Source organism: Janthinobacterium paucivorans, from assembly GCF_051380805.1.
GTDB classification, from domain to species: Bacteria; Pseudomonadota; Gammaproteobacteria; order Burkholderiales; family Burkholderiaceae_D; genus Janthinobacterium; species Janthinobacterium lividum_D.
In genome coordinates this window covers 52,517-78,217 of sequence record NZ_JBNYXR010000006.1, presented here as the reverse complement: position 1 = coordinate 78,217, position 25,701 = coordinate 52,517, and the positions used below count along the sequence as shown (strand labels likewise).

Annotated in this window: 20 protein-coding genes, 1 tRNA gene and 1 other RNA gene; 8 read left to right on the top strand and 14 right to left on the bottom strand. The window is 61.0% G+C overall.

What is annotated here, in order from left to right; genetic code table 11:
• Positions 1 to 152: 152 nt before the first annotated feature.
• From ACQ4V8_RS09275 to ACQ4V8_RS09265, 3 genes are all read left to right on the top strand, one after another.
• Positions 153 to 902, top strand: coding sequence for a hypothetical protein (locus ACQ4V8_RS09275; RefSeq protein ID WP_436571284.1), 750 nt, complete (start codon positions 153 to 155; stop codon positions 900 to 902).
• Positions 899 to 1,159, top strand: a complete 261-nt coding sequence (locus tag ACQ4V8_RS09270; RefSeq protein WP_436571283.1) for a hypothetical protein — start codon at positions 899 to 901, stop codon at positions 1,157 to 1,159. The genes ACQ4V8_RS09275 and ACQ4V8_RS09270 overlap by 4 nt, the downstream gene beginning before the upstream one ends.
• 323 nt (positions 1,160 to 1,482) lie before the next feature.
• The gene (locus tag ACQ4V8_RS09265) at positions 1,483 to 1,701 is read left to right on the top strand and encodes a helix-turn-helix transcriptional regulator (protein ID WP_261980706.1); all 219 of its coding nucleotides are present in this window, start codon (positions 1,483 to 1,485) and stop codon (positions 1,699 to 1,701) included.
• Positions 1,702 to 1,775: 74 nt separating this feature from the next.
• Here the strand turns inward: ACQ4V8_RS09265 and ACQ4V8_RS09260 are convergent.
• The 5 genes from ACQ4V8_RS09260 to ACQ4V8_RS09240 all read right to left on the bottom strand — a co-directional run bounded on the left by ACQ4V8_RS09260 (position 1,776) and on the right by ACQ4V8_RS09240 (position 7,488).
• Positions 1,776 to 1,865: transfer RNA gene (locus ACQ4V8_RS09260), tRNA-Ser, on the bottom strand.
• Between the two features lie 119 nt (positions 1,866 to 1,984).
• Positions 1,985 to 4,030: a putative bifunctional diguanylate cyclase/phosphodiesterase gene (locus ACQ4V8_RS09255; protein WP_436571282.1), complete on the bottom strand. Its 2,046-nt coding sequence runs from the start codon at positions 4,028 to 4,030 to the stop codon at positions 1,985 to 1,987.
• 1 nt (position 4,031) lies between these two features.
• Positions 4,032 to 5,156, bottom strand: coding sequence for an EAL and HDOD domain-containing protein (locus tag ACQ4V8_RS09250; RefSeq protein WP_436571281.1), 1,125 nt, complete (start codon positions 5,154 to 5,156; stop codon positions 4,032 to 4,034).
• Between the two features lie 318 nt (positions 5,157 to 5,474).
• Positions 5,475 to 6,104: a response regulator transcription factor gene (locus ACQ4V8_RS09245; RefSeq protein ID WP_010396220.1), complete on the bottom strand. Its 630-nt coding sequence runs from the start codon at positions 6,102 to 6,104 to the stop codon at positions 5,475 to 5,477.
• Positions 6,105 to 6,117: 13 nt separating this feature from the next.
• On the bottom strand, positions 6,118 to 7,488 hold the full coding sequence (locus tag ACQ4V8_RS09240; protein WP_436571280.1) for a cache domain-containing protein: 1,371 nt from the start codon (positions 7,486 to 7,488) through the stop codon (positions 6,118 to 6,120).
• Between the two features lie 244 nt (positions 7,489 to 7,732).
• Between ACQ4V8_RS09240 and ACQ4V8_RS09235 the strand changes: the two genes are divergently transcribed.
• The 4 genes from ACQ4V8_RS09235 to ACQ4V8_RS09220 all read left to right on the top strand — a co-directional run bounded on the left by ACQ4V8_RS09235 (position 7,733) and on the right by ACQ4V8_RS09220 (position 15,308).
• Entirely contained in the window at positions 7,733 to 9,793 is a 2,061-nt protein-coding gene (locus ACQ4V8_RS09235) for a carbon starvation CstA family protein (protein ID WP_010396216.1), read from the top strand.
• Positions 9,793 to 9,993 carry a YbdD/YjiX family protein gene (locus tag ACQ4V8_RS09230; protein WP_010396213.1) on the top strand — a complete coding sequence of 67 codons (201 nt, stop codon included), beginning with the start codon at positions 9,793 to 9,795 and terminating at the stop codon, positions 9,991 to 9,993. The genes ACQ4V8_RS09235 and ACQ4V8_RS09230 overlap by 1 nt, the downstream gene beginning before the upstream one ends.
• Before the next feature lie 253 nt (positions 9,994 to 10,246).
• A complete protein-coding gene (locus ACQ4V8_RS09225) occupies positions 10,247 to 13,147 on the top strand; it encodes a hybrid sensor histidine kinase/response regulator (RefSeq protein ID WP_070345532.1) in 2,901 nt (966 codons plus the stop codon).
• Between the two features lies 1 nt (position 13,148).
• A complete protein-coding gene (locus tag ACQ4V8_RS09220; protein WP_436571279.1) occupies positions 13,149 to 15,308 on the top strand; it encodes a putative bifunctional diguanylate cyclase/phosphodiesterase in 2,160 nt (719 codons plus the stop codon).
• Here the strand turns inward: ACQ4V8_RS09220 and ACQ4V8_RS09215 are convergent.
• The 7 genes from ACQ4V8_RS09215 to ubiD all read right to left on the bottom strand — a co-directional run bounded on the left by ACQ4V8_RS09215 (position 15,277) and on the right by ubiD (position 23,037).
• The gene (locus ACQ4V8_RS09215) at positions 15,277 to 16,425 is read right to left on the bottom strand and encodes an esterase-like activity of phytase family protein (protein WP_436571278.1); all 1,149 of its coding nucleotides are present in this window, start codon (positions 16,423 to 16,425) and stop codon (positions 15,277 to 15,279) included. The two genes, ACQ4V8_RS09220 and ACQ4V8_RS09215, sit on opposite strands and share 32 nt — an antisense overlap.
• Before the next feature lie 100 nt (positions 16,426 to 16,525).
• Positions 16,526 to 17,743: a CaiB/BaiF CoA transferase family protein gene (locus tag ACQ4V8_RS09210; RefSeq protein WP_436571277.1), complete on the bottom strand. Its 1,218-nt coding sequence runs from the start codon at positions 17,741 to 17,743 to the stop codon at positions 16,526 to 16,528.
• A gap of 3 nt (positions 17,744 to 17,746) precedes the next feature.
• Positions 17,747 to 18,337, bottom strand: coding sequence for a recombination mediator RecR (gene recR, locus ACQ4V8_RS09205; protein ID WP_010396203.1), 591 nt, complete (start codon positions 18,335 to 18,337; stop codon positions 17,747 to 17,749).
• 47 nt (positions 18,338 to 18,384) lie between these two features.
• Positions 18,385 to 18,711 (bottom strand): YbaB/EbfC family nucleoid-associated protein, encoded by a 327-nt coding sequence (locus tag ACQ4V8_RS09200; protein ID WP_010396201.1) that lies wholly within the window; start codon positions 18,709 to 18,711, stop codon positions 18,385 to 18,387.
• 33 nt (positions 18,712 to 18,744) lie between these two features.
• Positions 18,745 to 21,093, bottom strand: coding sequence for a DNA polymerase III subunit gamma/tau (dnaX, locus tag ACQ4V8_RS09195; RefSeq protein ID WP_436571276.1), 2,349 nt, complete (start codon positions 21,091 to 21,093; stop codon positions 18,745 to 18,747).
• Positions 21,094 to 21,330: 237 nt separating this feature from the next.
• Positions 21,331 to 21,429: signal recognition particle sRNA small type (gene ffs / locus ACQ4V8_RS09190), an RNA gene on the bottom strand.
• Positions 21,430 to 21,552: 123 nt separating this feature from the next.
• Entirely contained in the window at positions 21,553 to 23,037 is a 1,485-nt protein-coding gene (ubiD, locus tag ACQ4V8_RS09185) for a 4-hydroxy-3-polyprenylbenzoate decarboxylase (RefSeq protein WP_010396185.1), read from the bottom strand.
• Between the two features lie 480 nt (positions 23,038 to 23,517).
• On the opposite strand from ubiD, the gene ACQ4V8_RS09180 reads away from it, so the two are divergent.
• Positions 23,518 to 24,438, top strand: a complete 921-nt coding sequence (locus ACQ4V8_RS09180) for a lytic transglycosylase domain-containing protein (RefSeq protein WP_029496247.1) — start codon at positions 23,518 to 23,520, stop codon at positions 24,436 to 24,438.
• 118 nt (positions 24,439 to 24,556) lie between these two features.
• Here ACQ4V8_RS09180 and nusB read toward each other — a convergent pair whose 3' ends face one another.
• Positions 24,557 to 25,027 carry a transcription antitermination factor NusB gene (gene nusB, locus ACQ4V8_RS09175; protein ID WP_010396180.1) on the bottom strand — a complete coding sequence of 157 codons (471 nt, stop codon included), beginning with the start codon at positions 25,025 to 25,027 and terminating at the stop codon, positions 24,557 to 24,559.
• Positions 25,028 to 25,215: 188 nt separating this feature from the next.
• Complete coding sequence (gene ribH / locus ACQ4V8_RS09170; protein WP_010396177.1) at positions 25,216 to 25,698, bottom strand: 6,7-dimethyl-8-ribityllumazine synthase; 483 nt, start codon at positions 25,696 to 25,698, stop codon at positions 25,216 to 25,218.
• Positions 25,699 to 25,701: the final 3 nt, after the last annotated feature.

The window sequence follows — 25,701 nt, the reverse complement described above, 5'->3', positions numbered from 1 at the left end:
GTGGTTGGCGCCTGGTGGGCGGCATGAGTGGCCGCAAAACGGCGACGGCCGACACGCCGCGCGAGCTGGACCGGGCCATGTTACGCGTGATCGCCGAATTGGCAAAGCAATAACTAATGGCCCGCGCTTCGGGCCGCACATAGGAGAAGAGAATGGACCCAAGTAAAGAAATTGATATCATTACACGCGCCGCAGCGGCATTTGAGCGTGTTGGCAATGCAAGTGTTGCGCGTGAGTTGCGCAGCCTTCACGCCGCCGCGCCCCAAGTGGTAGAGGATGAACAGGCAGCATTTGAGTCGTATATTACTGACAACGGCGCGTGGCTTCGTGCTGCCGAGCGATCTGCCGACGGTAAGTACCGGCTAATGGCAACTGCTGTAGCGTGGAATACCTGGCGCGCTGCGACTGATTCTTTTGCCGCCCGAGCAGCCGTCCCGATGCAGGTGCAAGAGCTAGTTGCAGGAAAGCCATGCCCATATTGCGGAAGCACGGACGGCGCACACGACAAAGCCTACCCGCACCCCCGCGTCCCGGTTCAGCCCGTGGCCGTGCCTGACCCGCTGTATCAGGCAATGCACGATTTCCGCGACGACGTGTTGAGCGGCATCGACGGGCTGGACAACGACCAGATCAATGCCGTTCTGGGAACGTTCGACAACTACATGCTGGACGAACCCGCCGCCCCAGCAGCGCAGGGCGATGCCAAGGACGGAATCATCCGCGACCTGAATTCGATAGGCATGAAGTTTGCCGCTGCGCTTGTGGCCCTCCCGACCTTAACAAGCAAAAATATCGACTGGATCGACCGTGAAAATGTAATGCGCGAAGTCAACGATTGGCGAACTGAATGGGACAAGGTATCCGCCCGTCGCGCCGCTATTGCTGCCAAGGCGGCATCATGATGGATGTCCTGGCAATGCGTATCGGCTACACGGTCATGGCAATCTCAGGAATAACGGTTACGACGCTTGGTTTAATGGGTGCGGTTTACATCCTGAACAAGATGGGCTGGCGCGCCTGGGATCGCATGGCAAGCCTATACCGCGTCGAAAGCATGTCGTACTGGTTTCGTCGCATGCAGAAGGATGGCACTCATTCCTTGCGCAAGGCATACGAGGACAAATCAACCCCAGCGACCATGGGCGATAACAAGGAATGATATGGATGATACTGAATTGATCGGTGGCCAAGCGCCGTCGAGACACAACGCCATCGCCCCGCCAGTAGCTGCGGGGAGCGTGGATACATGCTCAGAAATGCGCGCCCTTTGCAGTGCCTGCGGTGGAACTGGCGATGTGCACAGCATAGACGGCGAGTGGCGCGGGCAATGCACTTGCGTCCATGCCTGGGAAATGCGCGCCGAGAAAGCCGAAGCCCGCGTGAAGGAACTGGAGGTGCGAATGCTGAGCTCCGCAAGCGGCCGTCAGACCATGCCGACCTGATCAAAACATTGAAATCAACTGAAAGCGAAAAATGAGCGATATGAGCGAAGTGAAAAAATTCATGCGGTTTGATGCCGTCAGTGAGACCGTCGGACTGAAACGGTCAGCGATCTATTCCCGCATCCGTGAAAAAACTTTCCCGGCGCCGATCAAGCTGGGGCCGCAAGTATCGGTCTGGGATTCAACAGAAATTGCGAAATGGCAAGAAAAATGCATCACAGATGCAGCAGCGGCGACATGCTCGACAGCAAAAAGGTGACGTGGGTAGAAGTGTGGGTAGGAAATGAAAAAATCCCCTAAGTCGTTGATTACTTAGGGGATTTTTATAAATACTGGCGGAAGCGGTGAGATTCGAACTCACGAACAGTTTAACCCGTCGCTAGTTTTCAAGACTAGTGCCTTCAACCACTCGGCCACGCTTCCAGTAGGCGCATTATACATAAAGGTCGGCGGCTTACCAATGGTTAGTGGCGGCGGCGGCCGATTTATACGAGCGGCAAGGGGCGGGGTCTGTGTATGCGCTGGCATCATGAACGGAAGCGCTACAAGCCCCAGTTTTCCCGCAGCGCTCTTTCAAACGCCAGCGCAGGTAGCGGACGCGAGAACAGATAGCCTTGCACTTCGTCGCAACCCGCACTCTTCAGGAAGGCCAGTTGTTCGGCCGTTTCCACGCCTTCTGCGATCACTTTGTGGTGCAGCTGCTGGGCGATGCTGATGATGGTGCTGGCGATGGCGCAGTCGCTGGCGTCGGTGGGGATGCCGGTGGTAAATGAGCGGTCGATCTTGAGCGTGTCGATGGGGAAGCGTTTCAAATAGGACAGGCTTGAGTAACCGGTGCCGAAGTCGTCCAGCGACAAGGCCACGCCCAGCGCCGTGATGCGGTCCATGATGCCGATTACGCGCTCGATGTTGTGCATCAGCGTGCTTTCCGTGATTTCCAGTTCCAGCCAGGCCGCCTCCAGGCCGTAGCGGGCCAGGGTGGCCGCTACTCTGGCGGGCAGCGCTGACGTGAATTCGCGTGCGGAGACGTTGACGGCCAGGCGGATCGGCGGCAGGCCCGCCAGTTTCCACGCTTGCGCCTGGGCGCAGGCCGCCTCCAGCACCCATTCACCCACCTGCACTACCAGGCCCGTCGATTCGGCCAGGGGAATAAACTCGGCGGGCGGGATCATGCCGTGCTGCGGGTGGAGCCAGCGCACCAGCGCTTCGGCGCCGATGATGCGACCGCTCGCCAGCGCGTATTTCGGCTGATAGTGCAGCAACAATTGCTGTTCTAATAAAGCCTGGCGCAAGCCTGTTTCCAGGCGCATGCGTGCCTGCATGCCCACATTCATGTCATGGCTGTAGAAGGCCACGCTTTCCGCTTCGCCGCCGCTGTCCTGCTTGGCGCGGTACATAGCGATGTCGGCCAGGCGCAGCAGGGTTTCCGCGTCTTGCCCGTCTTGCGGATACACGCTGATGCCGATGCTGGCGCCCACGCGCAAGTCGTGGCCTTCGATCAGGAACGCTTGCACCAGGGAAGCGAGCAGCTTTTGCGCCACCATGCTGGCTTCGAAATGCTGGCCGATGTCGAACAGGCCAACAGCGAACTCGTCTCCGCCCAGGCGCGCCACCAGGTCTTGCTCGCGCAACACCGTGCGGAAACGCACGGAGACCTGACGCAGCAGTTCATCGCCGATACGCCGGCCCAGGGTGTCGTTGATCAGCTTAAAGCGGTTCAAGTCGATGAACAGCACGCAGCCGAGCATCTTGCTGCGCTGCGCCACGGAGAGGGCCTGGTCGACCAGCTTGGCCAGCAAGGTGCGGTTGGGCAGGCTCGTCAGCGGGTCGTAGTAGGCCAGGTGATGCAGGCGCTCTTCAGCCAGTTTGCGTTCCGTGATGTCCGTCAGGTAGGCGATGAGTCCGATCGGCTTGTCGTCCATATCCTGCAATGGCGACAAGGACAGGCTGGCCCAGAAGATCTCGCCTGATTTTTTTCGGCGGCGCACCTCCATCAGGCGCCCGCCCTGCTCCAGGAAGGCGTCGTGGAACGCCGTATCTTCGTCGTCGTACAGGAACAAAATATTACGCCCCACGGCTTCCACCGAGGTGTAGCCAAACAGGCGTTCGGCGCCCTTGTTCCAGCTGGTGATGTAGCCGGTCAAGTCCATCGTCAGCACCGATTCGTGCAACTGGTCGAGGATTTGCGTCTGCTGCGCCAGCAAGGCTTCAACCTGCGCAAAGGCATGGGTCGAGCGTTGCGCCAGCGAATGCACCTGCAGCACGCCGGCCGTCAGCGAGGCCAGGCTGGCCAGTTGGCGCCGGTCAGCGTCGCCGTACAGGCTGCGTCCCGCAACGCGGTAATGGCCGAAGCAATGGCCATCGAAACTGATTTCCTGCAGCAAGGCCGGTGTATCGCACGAAGAAAGCGCGGGCAGTGCAGCGGCGTCCACGCTGGCCGCAGGCAGGAACTGTCCATGCGGGCTGGCCATCACGACGCTGGCGATACGCCCCAGCTCATCGACCAGCGCAGGGCCGCGCAAACGCATGACGGCATCGCACAGGGCGGCGCTGTCACCGAGGTAATCCGACACCGGCAGCAAGGTCATGCTAGAGGTTCCGGCTAACCTGGATGGCCCACTGGTAGGCCTGTAACAGGCTGCACCAATAGCTTGCTCCATCGATGTCGGCGCGGCGCAAGGCTTCGGGCGACGGCGTGGCGCTTTCAACCAGCGCCAGCAAGTTGCCCAGTTCGCCGTTGCGTTCCAGCAAGGCGGCGCTCACTTCAGGCGCCAGGTTCAGGCTCGGGATGATGGCTTGCATGGGCATGCCCAGCAAGACGTCGAGCAGGGAAAACACGCCTGCCATGAAGGCCAGGTCTTGCGCGTCGCGGTCACCGCCGCGCACTTGGCACAGCGCTTCCATCTGCGCCGCGCGCACGGCCGCCAGCGGCAGTAGCGCGTGGATCTTGCCATCGTCTTGCTGGCGCGCATACAACAGCAGTTGCAGCCAGCGCTGCAACTGGCGCCGGCCCAGCAAGCTGATAGCCTGGCTAAAGCTGGAAATCGGCGCCGTGAAACCGAAGGCGGCTGAATTAACCAGTTTCAATAAATGATAGCTGAGCGATGGGTCCTGCTTGAGCGGCACTTCCAGTTCGTGCGCGTCGGCATCGCGGGCCAGCAGGCCCAGCAGCGCCAGCACACGGCGTCGCGACGTCGCATCTTCCGGCGTGCTTTTCTGGCGCGCATGCTGCAAGGCATAGTCGCCGGCGAACCAGCTCACGCCGATTTCTTGCAACTCGGCAAGCTGTTCGGCGTCGACGATGTTGTAGGCCAGATGCGGTCCCGGCAGGGGCAGCAGCTGATGCAGGGCCGGACGGACGCCGGCCGCGTCAAAGCTCAGCGCGCGCGCGTCGATCTGCGCCGCCGCCACGGGACCGGCATCGGCGCCATCGAGAATGATGCGATAGCCAGCGTCGCGCCATTGCTGGCATTTTTTCTGGATCTGCTTGTCGCCGGCAAGATGCACTGGCAAGCGGAAAATGGTGCGTTGCGGCGCCAGTTGCGCCAGCACGGCCTCGTCCACGCCATGCGGGTCGAGCAAGGGAATGATGCAGTCGAGCGGTGCCAGGAAGGCATACGCATCAGCAGCGCCTAGCGCCGCCAGCAGTGGTGCCATCGAGGCCTGCGGTACATGCAAGGTGACAGCGACCCACTCGTTATGAGCATTGGACACTGCTTGCAATCCCACCAACGGAAACAGGTTTGATTCAGACGCTGACATCGGTATCTCAGTGTGGGTAGGGCGCCATAGTAAGTAAACTGAACAGCATAGGCATCCCTGGCCCGACAGGGGTGCCATTTCAACAGCGAGGGTCATTCTATCCGAATCTCACTCAAGAAACAGTTTAATTTTAGCAATATATATTCAAAAAAAACAGTTCGCCGGGAGACTAATCCTTGCAAGTCAAGCAATTCTCAGCTTGTCAGCCTGTCTTCTGCGTCATGCAGTTGTAACGTTGCGTGACACAGACCCGGCACCGCGCGCACCTTCTCAGGCACTGCCACCATGTGCATGCTCGACCGCATACTTGATCAATTCAGCCTGCCCCTCGATCCCCAGCTTGCGCTTGATATTGAGGCGGTGCGTCTCCACCGTGCGCACGCTCAAGTCCAGGTCGCGCGCGATCTGCTTGTTCGACTGGCCCGCCGCGATGTGCTGCAGCACTTGCTGTTCGCGCGTGGTGAGAAAGGAATCGTGCACTTGCGGGCGCGACAATTGCCGCGCCAGGCCAGCGCTGTAATAAATACCGCCGGACATCACCGTCTCGATGGCGAAGACGATATCTTTCCCTGGAGCATCTTTAAGCACATAGCCGCGCGCGCCGGCGGCGATGGCTTGCGACACATATTCGAGCTTGTCGTGCATGGACAAGATGAGCACGGCAATCTGCGGAAACGCCTGCTTGAACAGGGCGGTTGCTTCAATCCCATTCGTGCCGCGCATATTAATATCCATTAACACGAGGTCCACCTGATGCATGCGCGCCTGACTTAAGGCTTCGTCGGCGCCACCCGCTTCGGCCACCACGTCGAAATGCGCTACCGCCTCCAGGCGCGCGCGCAAGCCGTCGCGCACGAGGGGATGGTCGTCCACCAGCAGGATGTTGATCGTCTTGGTCATGATTGCGTATCTATCAGTGTGTGGATGGAAGACCGAGCCGCGCCAGCACCAGAGTGCCGGCCGGTGAAGAAGTGATGTGCAGGCTGCCGCCGATGGCTTCCATGCGTTCCGTCATGTTGCGCAGGCCGATGCCGCGCTGCGGGTGCAGGGCGATGCCATCGAAATCGAAGCCGCCGCCGTTATCCTCGATGCGCAACTCGACCGCCCTGCCCGCCTCGTGCAGGCTCACTTCCACGCCGCTGGCGTGGGCGTGGCGCTCACAATTCGTCAACGCTTCCTGGGCGATGCGGAACAACACGGTGTTGACCATGTCGGGCAAGCCCTCGCCCGCCGCCGCCGGACTGGCCGTGAAACTGGCTCGCACGCTGCTGCTGTCATTAAATTCATGCGCCAGGTGGTCGAGCGCGGCGGCCAGGCCCAGGTCGTCAAGAATGGCCGGGCGCAGGTTGTGCGAAATGCGCCGCACCTCGCCGAGCACCTTGTTCAGTTGATCGGCGGCCCGCTCGAAAGTGGCAGGCGCCTTTTCTTTCTGTTCAGCATTGCCGGCCAGGCGCGCGATGCCCGCCTCGATCTGTAGTTTGATGGACACCAGCCACTGGCTGATGCCGTCATGCAAGTCGCGCGACAGTCGCGCCCGCTCCTCCTCCTGGGACTCGACCACGCGCTGCGCCAGCACTTTCAGCTTCGCATCGGCCACGCGCAATTCGCGCAAATTGAGTACCAGACCGCAGGCGGCCACCACCAGTGAACCGAGGATGGCGATGGCGGCGATCAATTCCATGGTCGAGCGGATATTGCGCGACTGCTGGGCGTCGACCTTGGCCAGCGCCTGGTCCACGTCATCCATGTAGATGCCGGTACCCATCATCCAGCCCCATTCCGGCATCAATATCACATAGCCAAGCTTGGGCGCGGACTTGTTGGTCGACGGCTTGATCCAGTTGTAGCGCTCGAGGCCGCCGCCGCTGCGCGCCCGCCGCATCAGGCGCTGGATGGTCAGATTGCCGTCGGCGTCGCGCAATCGCCACAAATTTTGCCCCACCAGTTCGGGCTGACGCGGATGCATCAGCGAATTACCCTGCAAATCGTAGATGAAAAAATAACCATCGTCGCCATAGCTGAGGGCCGACAGGATGCGCTTGGCTTGCTCTTGCGTGGCGCCATCCTTGCGTCCCGACTCGACTAGCTGCGCGATGGAGTGACTGGCCAGGGTGACGTAATGCTTGAGTTCGGCTTCCTTGCTGGCCAGATAGGCCTGCTGGATGGTGGCGCGCTGCTGCTCGGCCAGGCTGATCGCCTGGTGTCGCACGGCAAACGCGATGGCACACAGCGCAAGAATGAGCGGCGTGATGGCCAGGAAGATGACTTTCTGTCTGAGTTTCATGGCCTTGCGCGCTCCGGCGGCGTGGATACGGGTGGGAATGTGTGATTTTACGTCGCCGGGCCGCGACCACCCTACGTAGTAATACTGAGCGCTACTGCGTAGTGGTGCGCTTGCGGCAATTATACGATTCCTGAATACTCGCCATAAGCTGTAAATACACCAAAAGTAACATCAAACTGGCGACGACCAGGAGCAGTACACCATCATCGCACGGCATAGCGCCCGTCAAATCTCTGGAGGAAGCATGAACCGCATTTTCAAACAGCTCGGCTGGGCAGCGCTTGCGCTAGCCGGCGCCGGGTCCCTGGGCGTCGTCGCCCTGCAACGTGGCGAGCCGATCAGCGCGATCTGGATCGTCATCGCCGCCGTCTGCGTCTACCTGATCGCCTATCGTTTCTACAGCCTGTTCATCGCCGACAAGGTGCTGGGGCTAGACGCGCGCCGCATGACGCCCGCTTTCAAGCACAACGATGGCCTCGACCATGTACCGACGAATAAATATGTGCTGTTCGGCCACCACTTCGCCGCGATTGCCGGCGCCGGCCCCCTGGTCGGCCCCGTGCTGGCAGCACAGATGGGCTATCTGCCTGGCATGCTGTGGATACTGGCCGGTGTCGTGTTTGCCGGCGCGGTACAGGATTTCATCGTGCTGTTCATTTCCATGCGCCGCGATGGCCGCTCGCTGGGCGACCTGATCAAGGCTGAACTGGGCGAAATTCCCGGCATGATCGCCTTGCTCGGCTGCTTCATGATCATGGTCATCATCCTGGCCGTGCTGGCCTTGATCGTGGTCAAGGCACTGACCGGCTCCCCATGGGGCAGCTTTACCGTGATGGCGACGATCCCCATAGCCCTGTTCATGGGCGTGTACTCGCGCTTCATCCGCGTGGGTCGCATCGGCGAAATTTCCATCATCGGCTTCGTGCTGCTGATGCTGGCCATCATCGGTGGCCAATATGTACAGGAACACGCCGTTCTCGGCCCGATGTTCACCTTCACGGGCACGGAACTGACGTGGATGCTGATCGGCTACGGCTTCATCGCTTCGGTGCTGCCCGTGTGGCTGCTGCTGGCGCCGCGCGACTACCTGTCGACGTTCCTGAAAATCGGCACGATTCTGGGCCTGGCCATCGGCATCATCGTCGTCGCGCCCTACCTGAAAATGCCGGCCATGACCAAGTTCATCGACGGTTCCGGCCCGGTCTGGTCAGGCAATCTGTTCCCCTTCCTGTTCATCACGATTGCCTGCGGTGCCGTTTCCGGCTTCCACGCGCTGATTTCCTCGGGCACCACGCCGAAGATGATTGAAAACGAAAGCCACGCCCGCTTCATCGGCTATGGCGCCATGCTGATGGAATCGTTCGTTGCCATCATGGCCCTGGTGGCCGCCTCGACCATTGAGCCGGGCATCTATTTCGCCATGAACAGCCCGGCCGCCCTGATCGGCACCACGGCCGAGTCCGCCGCACAGGCGATCTCGCAATGGGGCTTCTATGTGACGCCGGAAATGCTGACGCAAACGGCCAAGGACGTTGGCGAGCACAGCATCATTTCGCGCGCAGGCGGCGCACCGACCCTGGCGGTCGGCATGGCGCAAATCCTCTCGGGCGCCATCGGCGGCCAGGCCATGATGGCCTTCTGGTACCACTTCGCCATCCTGTTCGAGGCGCTGTTCATCCTGACGGCCGTCGATGCAGGCACGCGTGCGGGCCGCTTCATGCTGCAAGACTTGCTGGGCAGCTTCGTGCCAGCGCTGAAACAGACGGAAAACGTCATCGCCAACCTGCTGGCCACGGGCCTGTGCGTGGCGGCCTGGGGCTACTTCCTGTACCAGGGCGTGGTCGATCCATTGGGTGGCATCAACACCTTGTGGCCATTGTTCGGCATCGCCAACCAGATGCTGGCGGCCATCGCGCTGATCCTCGGCACCTGCGTGTTGTTCAAGATGAAAAAGGGCCAGTACGCCTGGGTGACCATCACGCCGACCATCTGGCTGCTGCTGTGCACGCTGACGGCAGGCTGGCACAAGATTTTCGACGCCAATCCGCGCGTGGGCTTCCTGGCGCATGCGAAGAAGTACTCGGCCGCGCTCGACCAAGGCACCTTGCTGGCGCCAGCCAAGTCGGTAGCGCAGATGCAGCAGATCATCTTCAACGATTACCTGGACGCCGGCCTGGCCGCCTTCTTCGTCATCGTCGTGATCAGCGTGCTGTTCTTCGGTATCCGCACCGTCATGAAGGCACGCGCCGACAGCAAGCCAAGCACCAGGGAAACACCGTTCCAGGCCATGCCCACGGTGCAATAATGATCGATGAGATCATCAAGGCTGGACGGTATCTGGGGCAAAGCATGCGGCTGATGTGCGGCTTGCCCGAGTACGACACCTACGTGGCGCACCGGGAAGTGACCCATCCCGGCGAGCCGATGATGACGTATGAAGAGTTCTTCCGCGAACGCCAGGAGGCGCGCTATGGCGGCGCCGGCAAACGCGGCGGTTGTTGTTAATACCGGGGTCAGACCCTTTGGGTCTGACCCCAGCTTTTCTCAGGGTTTGCCTGTAGCTTGGCGACAGGTTTGATTTCATACCCCAAAGCAGATACTGGGGTCAGACCCGAAGGGTCCGACCCCGACTATATTTAGTTCCCCTCCCCCCTCTTCCCTTAGACCCACATCAACATCGGGACATGTCTTCACGTCTATATTTTTCCAATAGGCATTAAAAAACAGTCAACAGGTCGACCGGAGAAGCGCCGCCACCATGTTCAATTTCCAACGCTCCAGCATCAGTCAGAAGCTGACCATGATCTCGGTGCTGTCGTCGGGCTGCGCGCTGCTGCTCGTGTTCGTGGCGTTTGCGCTGACGTCCGTACTCAGCCACAAGGACGATGAAGGCCAGCAGTTGCTGTCGCTGGCGCAGGTGATCGGTGCGGCCGGCGCGGCGCCATTGCTGGCGGGAACATCGGCGCAGCCACAGGCGCAACAAGTGCTGGCGGCGCTGGCGGCGCGCGAGGAAATTACCCAGGCGGCCCTGTTCGACCGGGACGGACGGCTATTCGCCTTGTACCGCTCGGCGCAGCATGAAAAGGAGCGGGGGGCACTGGCCATGGCGGAAGACCTGGACCCGGCACTGCTGGCCGACATCGCCGCGCAGACGGTCAAGCAGCCGGTCAAGCAGACGATCACGCAGGGCGGCGGCCCGACGCTGACCTCCGCCATGCGTCTGTACCGTCCCATCTACTGGCCAGGCGAGGCGCAACAGCTGATCGGCGCCGTGCTGATCGAGGCGGACTTGAAGCACATGTGGCGTAACATCGGGCGCCACGTGGGCGCCCTGGTCGGCGCCACCGTATTTGCCTTTTTGGTGGCCGTGTTCCTGGCGCGGCGCTTCAAGAGCGTGATTGCCGAGCCGATCACCAAGCTCATTGATACGGCGCAAAAAGTGTCGCGCAGCCAGACCTATAGCCACCGTATCGCGCACCAGCGCAGCGACGAGCTGGGCGTGCTGATCGACAGTTTCAACGATATGCTGGCGCAGATCGATAGCCGCGACAGCACCCTGGCCAATTATCGCGACCAGCTCGAGCGCCAGGTAAGCGTGCGCACGGCGCAGCTGGAAAAGGCCAAGGATGCGGCGGAGGCTGCCAGCCAGGCAAAAAGCGCCTTCCTCGCCACCATGAGCCATGAAATCCGCACGCCCATGAATGGCGTGCTGGGCATGACGGAACTGCTGCTGGCCAGCGCTTTGAGCCCGCAGCAGCGCCACTACACGAGCATGGTACAGCGCTCGGGGCAAAATTTGCTGGTGATCATCAACGACATCCTCGACTTTTCCAAGATCGAGGCGGGCAAGCTCAGCGTGGAGTACATCCGCTTCAATTTTCGCGAATTGCTCGATGACATAGAACACGTGTTCACACCGCAAGCGGAAGCGAAAAATATCAGCCTGGAATTCGATATCGCGTTTGATATCCCCATCGCCATTTGCGGCGACCCATACCGTTTGCGCCAAATCATTGTCAACCTGCTCGGTAACGCCATCAAGTTTACGGAAACGGGCAAGGTCACCGTGAAAGTGGCCGTATGCAGCGAAGATGCGCCTGGCGTGGGCTTGCGCTTCGAAGTGCACGACACGGGTATCGGCGTATCGAACGAGGCGCAGGCGCGCATCTTCGAATCGTTCTCGCAGGCGGACGGCTCGACCACGCGCAAGCACGGCGGCACGGGCCTGGGATTGACGATCTCGAAACAGCTGGTGGAACTGATGGGCGGCACTATCGGCGTTGATAATGCTTTAACGCAAGGATCAATCTTCTGGTTCGAAGTAAATTTCGATAAGCGGCGGGTCGACAGCGACGACCCGTCCTTTAACCTGAAAACCACGCGAGGATTACGCGCCTTGATCGTCGACCATACACCCGCCACGCGCGCCGTGCTGGAGCGGCAACTGGCCAGCTGGCACATCGTCAGCGACAGCGCCGACACGGCCAGCGACTGCCTGCGCAAGCTGCGCGCGGCAGCGCAGGCCGGCACGCCGTATGCCGTGGCCCTGCTCGACATGGAATTGCCGCGCACCAGCGGCCTGGCCCTAGCCGCCACCATCAAGAGCGACCCGCTGCTGGCCGAGCTCAAGCTTTTGCTGCTCAGCACGCAGCGCACGGCGGCCGATCCGGTGCAGCGGCGCGAGGCGGGCGTGGCTTTCCAGCTGATCAAGCCAGCCCGCGAATGCGACCTGTTCGACTGCATCGTCACGCCGCCGCGCGCCGGCGATAGCCTGCGCTTGGTGGCACCGCACGCAGCGCGCCCTGCAGTACGCCATCCCGGCCGGCGCCAGCGCCGCCGCGTACTGCTGGCCGAGGACAATCACGTCAACGTGGAAGTGGCGCTGGCCATGCTCGACAGCTTGGGTCTGGACGTGGTGTGCGCGCGTAACGGCGAAGAAGCCTTGCAGGCGGCGCAGGCCGAGGATTTCGATTTGATACTGATGGATTGCCAGATGCCCGTGATGGACGGCTTTGCCGCCACGGCGGAAATTCGCCGCCACGAACAGCAGTGCGGCCACGCGCGCGTGCTGCCCATCGTCGCCATCACGGCCAATGCACTGCAGGGCGACCGCGAAGCGTGCCTGGCGGCCGGCATGGACGATTACCTGAGCAAGCCTTTCACGCAGCAGGACCTGGGCCACACGATCGCCCGCTGGATCACCCTACCGCGCGCAGCCACCGTGCACCACAGCGAAGTGCCGCAGCCGCAAACGCCGCCAGTAGTGCCACCCGAGGTGACGCCGCCGGCCTCCCCGCCAGCGGGCCAGGCACTGAACCGGCAGGCGCTCGACAACATCCGCGCCCTGTCGCGCACCGATGGCGATGCCCTGCTTGAGCGGGTCATCCAGGCCTTCGTCGGCGAGACGCCGCGCCAATTGCACGCCATGCGCGCAGCGATTGCCGGCGCGGACGCGCAGGCGCTGCGCAAGGTGGCGCACAGCCTCAAGTCGGGCAGCGCCAACGTGGGCGCCGATGGCCTGTCGCAGTTGTGCAAGGAGATGGAAAAACTGGGCCACGCCGGCAGTACCGAGGGCGCGGCTATCCTGCTGCAGCAGATGCAGCAAGCCTTCCTGGCCGTCAGCGAATCGCTAAGCGCCATCCTCGTGAAGGAACACTGACATGACAGCGCACCTCTCCCACCCACGCGGCCTGGTGCTGGTCGCCGACGACGATCCCGTGATGCGATTGCTGATGCGCCAAATGCTCACGCAGGTGGGCCTGGACGTGATCGAGGCCGAAGACGGCGTGCAAGCCTTGGCCAGCTACAAACACAACGAGCCGGACCTGGTCATGCTCGACGTCGACATGCCGTGCCTCGATGGCTTTGCCGTGTGCCGCCAAATCCGGCTCCAGGCAGTCGGGGGTACGGTGCCCATCATCATGGTCACCGGCGGCGACGAACTGGAAGCGGTCACGCACGCCTATGAAGTGGGTGCCACGGATTTCATTTCCAAGCCCATCAACTGGCCCATTCTCGGACACCGCGTGCTATACGTGCTGCGCGCCAGCGACGCCATCGCCCGGCTGCGCATCGCCGACGCGCACAACCGCGCGGTGCTCGCTGCCATTCCCGACACCTTCTTTCGCCTGAACCGCGAAGGCTATTATCTCGACTATGAACAGGGCCACGAGGCCAGCGCGGGCTTTTCCATCAGTGACTGCGTGGGCAGCCATATCGGCGACGTGCTGCCGCCCGAAATTGCCGCGCGCCTGCTCGACCAGGCGCACGCCGTGCTGGCCACGCAGCACATCGGCTCGGTCGACTACACACTCACGCACGAAGACAGCACGCGCCATTTTGAAGCGCGCCTGGTCGCGACGGGGACCGACGAGGTGCTGGGCCTGGTGCGCGACATCAGCGAGCGCAAGCGCACCGAAGAGCAGATCCGTCGCCTCGCCTATTGCGACAGCCTGACGGGCATCCCCAACCGCCAAGCGTTCCTGGAAACGCTGGAACACGAGCTGCAGCGCTCGAAAGAGCACGACAAGAAATTCGCCGTCCTGTTCATGGACCTCGATGCCTTCAAGCGCATCAACGATACCCTGGGGCATGACGTGGGCGACCATTTGCTCAAGGTGGTGTCGGAGCGCCTGCATGAAACCATCCGCCCCAGCGATCTGGTGCTGCACGCCGAACACGAGTGTGTAGCCACCTTCGGCGCCAGCAACTTGGCGCGCCTGGGCGGCGACGAATTCACGATCTTGATTCCCGACCTCGAGCGGGTGGAAGATGCGCTGAACGTGGCGCACCGGGTCAAGGAAGCCATGCGCCGACCATTCATGATCGAGGGGCACGAGATTTTCGTCACGGCCAGCATCGGCATTTCGCTCTATCCGGAAGATGGCGAGGACTGCAACTCGCTGCTCAAATATGCGGACACGGCCATGTACCACGCGAAGAACTGCGGCAAGAACAATGCCAAGCTCTACAGCTCTTCACTGACGATGGAAATCATGAGCCACGTCAAGATGGAAGTCGGTTTGCGCAAGGCATTGCAAAACAACGAGCTGTATTTGCTGTACCAGCCGCAGATCGACGTGCCCAGCACGCAAATCGTCGGCGTGGAAGCACTGGTGCGCTGGCGCCATCCCGAACGGGGCATCATTTCACCCACGGAATTTATTCCGCTGGCCGAAGAGACAGGACTGATCGTCCCCATCGGCGAATGGGTGCTGCGCACGGCGTGCAACCAGGCCAAGGCCTGGCAAGGCGATGGCGGACGGGCCATCCGCATGGCCGTCAACCTGTCGGCAAAGCAATTCAAGGATGAGAACCTGATGCAGATTGTGCTCTCGGTCCTGGCCGACACGGGCCTGGACGCGCGCCTGCTGGAGCTGGAGCTGACGGAGGGCACCTTGATGGACGATGCGCGCGCCACCATGGCGACTCTGGAGCAGTTGCGCGGCATCGGCGTGTACCTGTCGATCGACGACTTCGGCACCGGCTACTCATCGATGAATTACCTGAAACGCTTCGACGTGCGAGCCTTAAAAATCGACAAGAGTTTTATCGCCGGCTTGCCGCAAGACACAGAAAACGCGGCCATCACGCGCGCCATCATCGCCATGGCGCATGGCTTGAAAATGGTGGTCGTGGCCGAAGGCGTGGAGACGGACGAACAACTGCTGATGCTCGAAGAGTACGGCTGCGACATGGCGCAAGGCTATTTCCTGGGCCATCCCTTGCCGCACGACACGATCACGGCCATGCTGGCCCGACAGACGGGCCAGTTGCTCAGCGACAAAACTAGAGTACTTCGAAGGCAAGGATTTGCGTGACTTGCTGCGCGTTAAAATTATCGTCAGAAATCATTATCAGACTGCGGTGGCCATTTTCCAGGCGCGGGCCCCAGCTGATGCCTTCGATATTGTCGATTTTCGCCAGGCCGATCTTTTCCAGGTCCAGCAGCAATCGTTTGCGCACCGGTACATACGTGGCACCCGCCAACGCCGGCATGGCCTCAATATCGGTGGCGCCCTGCGTTTCCATCGCGTAGATACGCACATGATTGGCATACACGCCCTCGGCGTTTTCCACGCCGGCCCGTTCCACCACCAGCAACTGATGGTCATTGACGGCAAGGATTTCCGACACGCCATTGTCCGCCTCGCGCCCCGGTGCGGGCCGCGAAGCGACCGGCTCAATCGGATACGCATACTGGGCCAGCACCTTGCCAGTGCGGTCCAGGCGCGTGATGCGCGTCACGGAACCGTGTTCGGGCGTGGCCGGCGGGCCATCCTGGTACAGGGCCGCTTCCATGCCCAGCCACAGGCTCTTGCCATCGGCGGAAAACGACAGCGCTTCAAAGCTCAGGTTGTTGCGCGATCCCGTTTTTTCCTTCGACACCTTGAACATGGCGGGCGTGGGCAAGGTGGCCAGATAACGCCCTTCGCTATCGGCATGGCGCACGAACGGGTGCAAGCCTACCTTGCGGTTGCCTTCGCTGGCGTACCACAGGCTGCCGTCCTGCGGATCGACGCGAATGCTTTCGATATCGGGCACCTGGTCGCCACTGTCGAGCTTGGCATGCGCCAGGTTCGGATAGCGACTGCCGTCGGGCTGCGTGAAGAAATGCACGCTGGCCAGGCTCACGCCGGTAAACGCCTTGCTGTCATAGGCCAGGGTGGCGCGGTAAAAGCGGGCGGGATTGATTTCCGAACGGTCATCGCTTTCTATCACCCAGTTATTCTTCACCGCATCATAATCGATGCCGGACAAGCCGCCCACCGTGGTGCCCTGGAATGCCTGTTTCAAGTCGATGCGCTGCTCGCCGATCAGGCGCAGGCCGGCAATCGGCGCCTCATGCGGGAAGCTGGCACAGGCGCTGAGAAGGATGGATACGGCTAGCGCGGGGATCAGGCGCGCGCGCAGGGCGAGGAGGGACGACTGCTTCACTAAATTCCTTTATTAAAACCAAAGGGCACAATCTGGGGTCGGACCCTTAGGGTCCGACCCCAGTCCTTGCGTGGGATCAAAATGATTTGCCAAGCTAAACCTACACCACCCCATCGGCCTTCAATCGCGCGATGGCGGCCGCGTCATAGCCGAGCGAGGCCAGCACTTCATCGTTGTGCTGGCCCAGGGTCGGCCCCAGCCATTGGGTCTTGCCCGGCGTGGCGGATAATTTCGGGCTGATGGCAGGCAGTTTGACGGGCGTGCCATCGGCAAAATGGTGTTGCTCGAACATATTGCGAGCGATAAATTGCGGATCGCTCAGCATATCGCGCACCGAGTAAATTTTACCCGATGGTACGTCTGCCGCCTTCAACACGGCCAGTGCGCTATCGATCGTGTGTGTGGCGCACCAGGCGCCGATGGCATCGTCGATCTCCTGCGTGCGCGCCACGCGGCCATCATTGCGCGCCAGTTGCGGGTCGCCCGCCATGTCGATGCGCCCCATGGCCAGCATCAAACGCTTGAAGATGGCGTCGCCATTGCCGGCAATCACAATGTTTTCGCCGTCGCCCGTCGTATAGGTATTCGAAGGCACGATGCCAGGCAAGGAACCACCGGTGCGCTCGCGCACCACGCCCGCCTGGTCGTATTCGGGCACCAGCGACTCCATCAGGTTGAACACCGATTCATACAGGGCCACGTCGACCATCTGTCCTTCGCCGTGCTCGCGTCCACCCGTCACATCGCGGTGGCGCAGCGCCATCATGGCGCCGATCACGCCGTGCAGGGCTGCCACCGAGTCGCCGATGGACACGCCGACGCGCACGGGCGGGCGGTCGGCAAAGCCGGACACATAGCGCAAGCCGCCCATGGATTCGCCGATGGCGCCGAAACCGGGCAAGTCCTTCATCGGTCCCGTCTGGCCAAAGCCGGACAGGCGCACCATGATCAGGGACGGTTTAACTTGCTTGAGCTGCGCATAGCCGAGATCCCACTTTTCGAGCACGCCGGGGCGGTAATTCTCGATGATGATGTCCGCTTCCAGGGCCAGCTGGCGGGCAATCGCGCGCCCTTGCGGCGTTTTCAGGTTCAGGGTCAGGCTTTTCTTGTTACGCGCTTGCACCGACCACCACAGCGAAGTGCCATCTTTCAGCACGCGCCAGGTACGGATGGGATCGCCACCATCGGGCGACTCGATCTTGATCACGTCGGCGCCGAATTCAGCGAGCATGCGGGCGCAGAAAGGCCCCGCGATCAGGGTGCCCAGTTCCAGCACTTTAATGCCCGCCAAAGGACCAGCCGACGTTTTCTCTTGCATGATTTAGGTTGCCCTGCGGTCAAGCATCGCGCGGGCAATCGTGCCCGCGTCAACGTATTCGAGTTCGCCGCCCACGGGCACGCCACGGGCCAAACGGCTCACGCGCAAGCCCCGCGCCTTGAGCATTTCGCTGATGTAGTGAGCCGTCGCTTCGCCTTCATTCGTGAAATTGGTGGCCAGCACCACTTCACCGACCACGCCATCGTTGGCGCGGCCCAGTAATTTTTCCAGGTGGATATCTTTCGGACCGATGCCGTCGAGTGGAGAGAGTCGCCCCATGAGGACGAAATACAAGCCCTTGTAGGTCAGTGTTTGCTCGATCATCAACTGGTCGGCAGGCGTTTCCACCACGCACAGCAAGCGCTTGTCGCGCTCTTCGTCGAGACAAGTCTCACACACTGCATGTTCGGTAAAGGTATTACACAGGCCACAGTGATGCACGGCATCGACGGCCTGGAACAGGGCGCGCGACAGCATGGCCGCGCCTTCCCTATCGTGCTGCAACAAATGAAATGCCATCCGCTGCGCCGACTTTGGGCCGACGCCGGGAAGGCGCCGCAGCGCCTCGGTCAAAAATTCAAGCGACTTGGACATGGATCAACCCTGCCCCGTGCCACAGATCGTGCGCATGCGGCGTGGCATCAGAATGGCATTTTGAAGCCGGCTGGCAAGTTCATGCCGCCAGTCAAGCCTGCCATTTTTTCCGCCGATGTCGCTTCTGCCTTGCGCACGGCGTCATTGAAGGCGGCAGCCACCAGGTCTTCCAGCATGTCCTTGTCGTCGGCCAGCAGCGACGGGTCGATGGAAACGCGCTTGACGTCGTTCTTGCACGTCATGACGATTTTCACGAGGCCGGCGCCGGACTGGCCTTCCACTTCCACCAGCGCCAGTTGATCCTGGGCCTTTTTCATGTTGTCTTGCATTGCTTGCGCCTGCTTCATCAGGCCAGCCAGTTGATTTTTCATCATAAGAATGCTCCGTTCAATTCAGTTTAGTAATAATCAATGCAGGGTCGGCGCGGCAGAGCCGGCCGGTGCAGGGGTAATCGTCCCCGGCACGACAAAAGCGTCGAATGCACGCTGCATGTCGAGCACGAAGGGGTCGCTCGCGATGGTTGCTTCCGCTTGCAGCTGGCACGCTTCGCGGTGGGCCTGCGCTTGCGCGCTGGCCGTGTACCAGACGGCGCCCAGTTCCGTATCGACGTTGACCTTGCGGTCAAAGCGCTCGCTCAGGGCTGCGGCCAGTTTTTCCACGTTGGCCTGACTGCGCCACGTGTCGATGGGCACGCGCAGACGGAACGTGGTGCTATGGCCATCGTGCAGGCACTCGATCAGCTCGGCTTGCACAGCCAGCTGCTGAGCCACGCCGCGCAGCGGCAGGACGGCGGCGACGGCGGGCCAGTTGCCGTCCCAGTCCAGCCCCGGCACGGGCGTAATCACATATGGCCCGCTGGGCGCAGCTTGCTTGGCAGCACGTTGCGGCATGACGACGGCGGGCTGCTCGGTGCTCTGCGCGGCTGGCGCCGAGACGGCGATAGAGGCGCTGTCGTCAGAAAATTCGGTAACCCACGGCGGCAAGTCGTCGTCGTCCGGCGCCGGGGCCTGCTGTGGCAGCGCAGCCTGGCGTGCCGACGGCGCAGAGGCAGGCGCGATCGCGCCAACTTGCACCACGACCACGGCTGGCGCATCGTCCCACGGCGCCAGCGCTTTCGCGGCGGCGGGCGGTGGCGGCGCTGCCTGGACCGGCGCGGCCGGAGCTGGCGTCAGTACCGTAGCCGCAGCGGCAGCGGCGACTTCGGGCGCCGCCGGCTTGGATACCGACGATGGCGCCGCTGGCGCGCTGCCCGGACGGCCTTTCGAGGCGGCACGCGCCGCTTCCAGCGCCGCATTGATGGCGGCACGCGCGGAACTGATAGGTGCGCCCGATGCAGCCGGTGCAGCCGCAGCCGAGGCTGCTGGCAGCGGCGCGGCCGGCACTGGCGACGGCGTGGCTAGGGGTGCCGGCGCAGGAGCACGTGCAGCAGCAGAGGCAACCACGCGTGGTGGCGGCGCTTCGCTGCGCGCCATGCTGGCGGCAGCGGCGGCGGCGACGGCGGGCGGTGTCACGGCAGCATGGCTGGCCACGCTGTTCATGGCGGCGCGGGCAGCGGGTGCAGAAGCTCCTGCTGCGGCGCGCGCGGCAGCGACGGCAGCGGGACGGTTGCCCGGCGCTGCCACAGGCGCTGCCGCCGGTACGCCATCGGCACCGCCTACGCCAGGCCGAAAGGCCAGCATGCGCAGCAAGGTCATGGTAAAGCCCGCGTATTCGTCAGGCGCCAAGCCCAGTTCATTGCGGCCATGCACGGCAATCTGGTAAAACAGTTGCACTTCTTCGGCGTCAAAAGCAGATGCCAGGCGCACGATGTCAGCGTATTCGGGCAAATCCTGCGGCAAGGCGGCGGGCACAGTTTGCGCCAGCGCAATGCGATGCAGCAAGGTGCCCAAATCTTGCAGGGCACCGTTGTAAGACAGGCTGCGCGCCGCCATCTCGTCGGCCACGGCCAGCAGGTCGGCGCCATCTTGCTGCGCCAGAGCGTCGAGCAAGCGCACCAGGTAGGACTGGTCGAGCGCGCCGAGCATGCCTTGCACGGCATCGAGCGTTACTGCGCCGGCCGCATAGGCGATAGCCTGGTCCGTCAGCGACAAGGCATCGCGCATGGAACCGTGTGCGCCCTGAGCCAGCAGGCGCAAGGCCGGCTGCTCGAAGGCGATGCCTTCCTGCCCCAGGATATTGTCCAGGTGGCTGATGATGTGGCCAGGCGGCATCTGCTTGAGGTTGAACTGCAGGCAGCGCGACAGCACGGTCACGGGAATTTTTTGCGGATCCGTCGTAGCCAGGATGAACTTGACGTGCTCGGGCGGCTCTTCCAGGGTTTTCAGCATGGAATTGAACGCATGGTTGGTCAGCATGTGCACCTCATCGATCATGTAGACCTTGAAGCGCGCATTGCTTGGCGCGTAGACCGCTTGTTCCAGCAGCTGCGCCATTTCGTCAACGCCGCGGTTGGACGCCGCATCCATCTCTATATAGTCGACAAAGCGTCCCGCATCAATTGCCGTGCACGCTACACACACGCCGCAAGGCTGGGCAGTGATGCCACCGCTACCATCGGGACCGATGCAATTGAGCGACTTGGCCAGGATGCGCGACAGGGTCGTCTTGCCGACGCCGCGCGTGCCCGTGAACAGGTAGGCATGGTGCAGGCGACCGCTGTGCAAGGCATGCGTGAGCGCGCGCACGACATGCTCCTGGCCGACGAGCGTCTCGAAATTCTTGGGGCGGTATTTACGGGCGAGGACTTGATAGGACATGCTGAGATTTTACCATGCGATTTTGCGGGTGATCCTGCGCGACGGGCGCAAGCCTCATGGCCGGGCCATACACTATGGCAAACGCGGCAAAGCAGCAATTGTATAACATGGCCCGTGAGAGACAGGGAAAACACGGCACGCTCGGCAATGCTGCGGCACTAGGGAAAAATGTCGCCGTAAAAACAAAAAAGCTGCCCATGGCAGCTAGCTTGATGATCTTCATACAACATTCCCGAAGGAGGCGAGCCTGATCTGCGGCACTCATGGTTAATAGCCGTGGCTGCTTCGTTCCCGACCTGACCAGGTTAGCCATGCCACGATGCGCAGGGGCCCGCCGGGGATAATTATAACCGACCTGCGCAAGATTGGGGAAGTCACACAAAACCAGCGTACCCCAAAAGGCAAAATCTGGGGTCGTACCCTGAGGGTACGACCCCAGCATCTGCTCTTGGGTTGGCTCTACAAGCCCAGCTCTTGCCAGATGCCATCCACCCTGGCCTTCACTTCCGGCGTCATGGCGATGGTCGTACCCCACTCGCGCGTCGTTTCGCCCGGCCATTTATTCGTCGCATCGATACCCATCTTGCTGCCCAGGCCGCTGACCGGCGAGGCAAAGTCCAGGTAATCGATGGGCGTATTATCGACCAGCGTCGTGTCGCGGATCGGGTCGACGCGCGTGGTGATGGCCCAGATGACCTCTTTCCAGTCGCGGATATTCACGTCTTCGTCGACCACCACGATGAACTTGGTATACATGAACTGGCGCAAGAAGCTCCACACGCCGAACATCACGCGCTTGGCGTGGCCCGCGTACTGCTTCTTGATCTGCACCACGGCCATGCGGTAGCTGCAGCCTTCGGGCGGCAGATAAAAGTCGGTGATTTCGCCAAACTGCTTTTGCAGCAGCGGCACGAATACTTCATTCAGGGCCAGGCCCAGTATGGCCGGCTCGTCCGGCGGCTTGCCCGTGTACGTGGAATGGTAAATCGGATCGCGGCGCATGGTGATGCGGTCGATGGTAAATACCGGGAAACTGTCCTGCTCATTATAGTAGCCGGTATGGTCGCCATACGGCCCTTCCAGCGCATGTTCATAGCCGCTCGGATGGTTTTCATCGGGATAGATGTGACCTTCGAGCACGATTTCGGCCGAAGCGGGCACACGCAATTCGCTGCCGATGGCTTTCACCAGCTCCGTACGGCTGCCGCGCAGCAAGCCGGCGAACTGGTATTCGGACAGGCTATCGGGCACCGGCGTCACGGCGCCTAATATAGTAGCGGGATCGGCACCGAGCGCGACAGCGATCGGATACGGCTTGCCCTTGTTTTGAATCGCATGCTCGCGGAAGTCCAGCGCCCCGCCGCGGTGCGCCAGCCAGCGCATGATGACCTTATTGCGTCCCAGCACTTGCTGGCGATAAATACCCAGGTTTTGCCGCTTCTTGTTCGGGCCCTTGGTGATCACCAGGCCCCAGGTGATCAGGGGAGCGATATCGCCAGGCCAGCAGTGCTGAATGGGCAGGCGCGCCAGGTCGACGTCATTGCCTTCCCAGACGATTTCCTGGCACTTCGCGCCGCGCAACTCTTTGGGCGACATATCCCACACGGATTTCACCAGCGAACCGAGGCCCAGCAAATCCTTGAAACCCTTCGGCGGTTCCGGCTCCTTCAGGCGCGCCAGCACATGGCCGATCTTGCGCAACTCGCTGACATCTTGCGCCCCCATGCCCAACGCCACGCGGCGGGTGGTGCCGAACAGATTGCCCAGCACCGGCATCGTGTGTCCCGTGGGATTATTGAACAGCAAGGCCGGTCCGCCCGCACGCAAGGTGCGGTCACACACCTCGGTCATCTCCAAAATCGGTGAAATAGGGGTCGAAATGGGCTTAAGCTCACCCATTTGTTGCAGCTGGGAAATAAAATCCCGCAAATCTGAATATTTCATGTGTTTTTAAATTTTTTTGACGTCGGACGCCGTTGCTGAAGGATAGATGCCAAGTAATTGATTTTATTGGCTTTTGGCACAATGCAAGACAATAAGTTAGACATAAAAGTAATAAAGAATCGATTCGTTAGTATTGACTTGATATAAAACGGCTTCTACAATTCGCCCAACTTGAAAGAGCACGCCGGCCCAGAGCTTGATTTTAGCGTTTCTCTTTCATTCACGGAGTCGGGGCTCCACATGACATTTTAAGGAGTGTTTTCAAAAGGCGTCTGCCTTACCCCCGGTAAAAGTTGTATTGCGACTGATCCAATACCAAGATGGGACGGATCAGCTCAAGCAAGCAATGACGGCGTTTCTCGCACGCATCCATACGCGGCGGTAACGATGTGATATTTCTGATGCACGGCATTGGCAGCACCCACGACACCGCGACCCTGCGGAGGGACTGCCTGTTGACGCGACATTTCGGGGAACTCTATGACTCATCGTAGCACTGAAGCAGCCTTGTCTGCTTCAACCATGGCTGGACAGCCAGCGTTGGCGCGTTTGCGCGCCCGCGCACAAGCCATTTCGGCACGCGGCGTATTAGCAACGGCGCAACACACACTGACAGTGTTCGGCATTTCCGCCCTGGCGCTGATCGCCCTGCTGATGTTCCGCCCCGACCTGGGCAAGCAACTGACGCACAGCCTGTTCCCGCTGCCGATGGCAGAAGCACAAGCTGTTGAAGCACCGGCGCTGTCGGCACTGATGGAAGCGCCTGCTTCCGTGCAAACGGCCGCCGCCAACGAGGCACCTTTGACCAAGGAAGAAAAAGCCTTGCTGGGCACGCAAAAGCAGCAGCAATGGGTTACCACCTGGCTTGCCAAGCGTTACCGCGTAGCCAACGATGCGACCAATATGCTCGTTTCGACGGCCTATCTGACGGCACGTGAAATCAAGCTCGACCCGTTGCTGATCCTGGCCGTGATGGCCGTCGAATCGGGCTTGAACCCATTCGCCGAAAGCCCCGTGGGCGCACAAGGCTTGATGCAAGTCATGTCAAAAGTACACCATGAACGCTTCCAGGAAATGGGTGGCGTGCAAGCAGCGCTGAATCCGGTCGCCAACATCCGCGTCGGCTCCTTGATCCTGAAAGACTACGTCACGCGTGGCGGCTCCGTCGAAGCGGGCTTAAAAACCTACGTGGGCGCCGCCAACTTCGCCACCGACTCGGGCTACGGCTCGCGCGTGCTGGCCGAATACCGTCGTCTGAAGCAAGTATCGAACGGCCAGCGCGTGCCGACCACCACGCCAGTGATGGCATCGAACACGCCAGCGCCAGCCAAGGCCACGCTGGCCGAAAGCGGCAGCATCAGCCTCAAGATGGCAACGCACAACGAGATCGCCGGCCTGTGACCCTTTAGAAGCCCTCACAGGGCTAGCAAAAATAGTCTCCAATAAAAAAGCCACCGCACGCAAAGTGCCGGTGGCTTTTTTATTGGCTGCGGCTATCACCGCAGAATCTGTGTCTCTATTACTTGCGCTTGTTGGCGTTGACTTCGTCCTCGCGCAATTTCACTGCCAGCTTGTCGAGCACGCCGTTCACATATTTGTGGCCGTCGATGCCGCCAAACGACTTGGCCAGCTCGACCGCTTCGTTGATGACGACGCGGTACGGGATTTCCATGTTGTTCTTCAGCTCGAAAGCGCCGATCAGCAAGATGCCGTGTTCGATGGGCGACAGTTCGGCGATATTGCGGTCGATCAAAGGAGCCATGCTGTCGCGCAGCGCCAGCGAATCCTTGATGGCGCCGTACAGCAGCACCGTGAAATGATCGCCATCGGCCTTGTCGAAGCCGTGCGCGGCGCGAATATTGTTGACGACGGTGGTCGCGTCTTCATTGTTCAGCAGCCACTGATACAAGCCCTGCAGCGCAAACTCGCGCGCGCGGTGACGCGGCGTGCGGTTTTTGCTGGGATTGGCGAGCAAATTTTTCTCAGTCATGATTGTTACCTGTTCTTAAGTACGTGTTCACTACAAATTCCGGCGAGACATTGCGGCGTGCTTTTAGGCAGCGCAGCCGCAATTAAAGCGTGCGTGAGAAGGATGTCAGGGCAAGGCGCGAAACCGAAGACAGTACGCAAGTACGGCGAGGCCTTGCAACGCAGCCATGGCATTCTTGTCACCCGCGCTTAATCTTCGTCGGATTCTTGCAACTCTTCTAGCGCTTGCGCCAAATTAGCCATTTCCACTGCCACGCGTGCCGCTTCGGCTCCCTTGACCAGCATGCGCACTTCCGCCTGCTCGTCGTTTTCGGTCGTCAACACTGCGTTGGCGATAGGAATGCCGTAATCGAGACCGATGCGCGTGATGCCCGCGCCCGATTCGTTCGATACCAGCTCGAAGTGATAGGTTTCACCGCGAATCACGGCGCCCAATGCGATCAGGGCATCGAATTGCTCGGTTTCTGCCATTTTTTGCAGAATCAGTGGGATTTCCAGGGCGCCCGGCACGGTCACGTGCAGGATATCTTCATCGGCCACGCCCAGCTTGCTCAACTCTTCCAGGCATGCCGACAGCAAGCCACCACCGACGATTTCATTGAATCGTGCCTGGACGATACCGACGCGCAAACCTTCGCCGGCAAAATTGGTTTCATAGGTTCCTACGGTCATCAT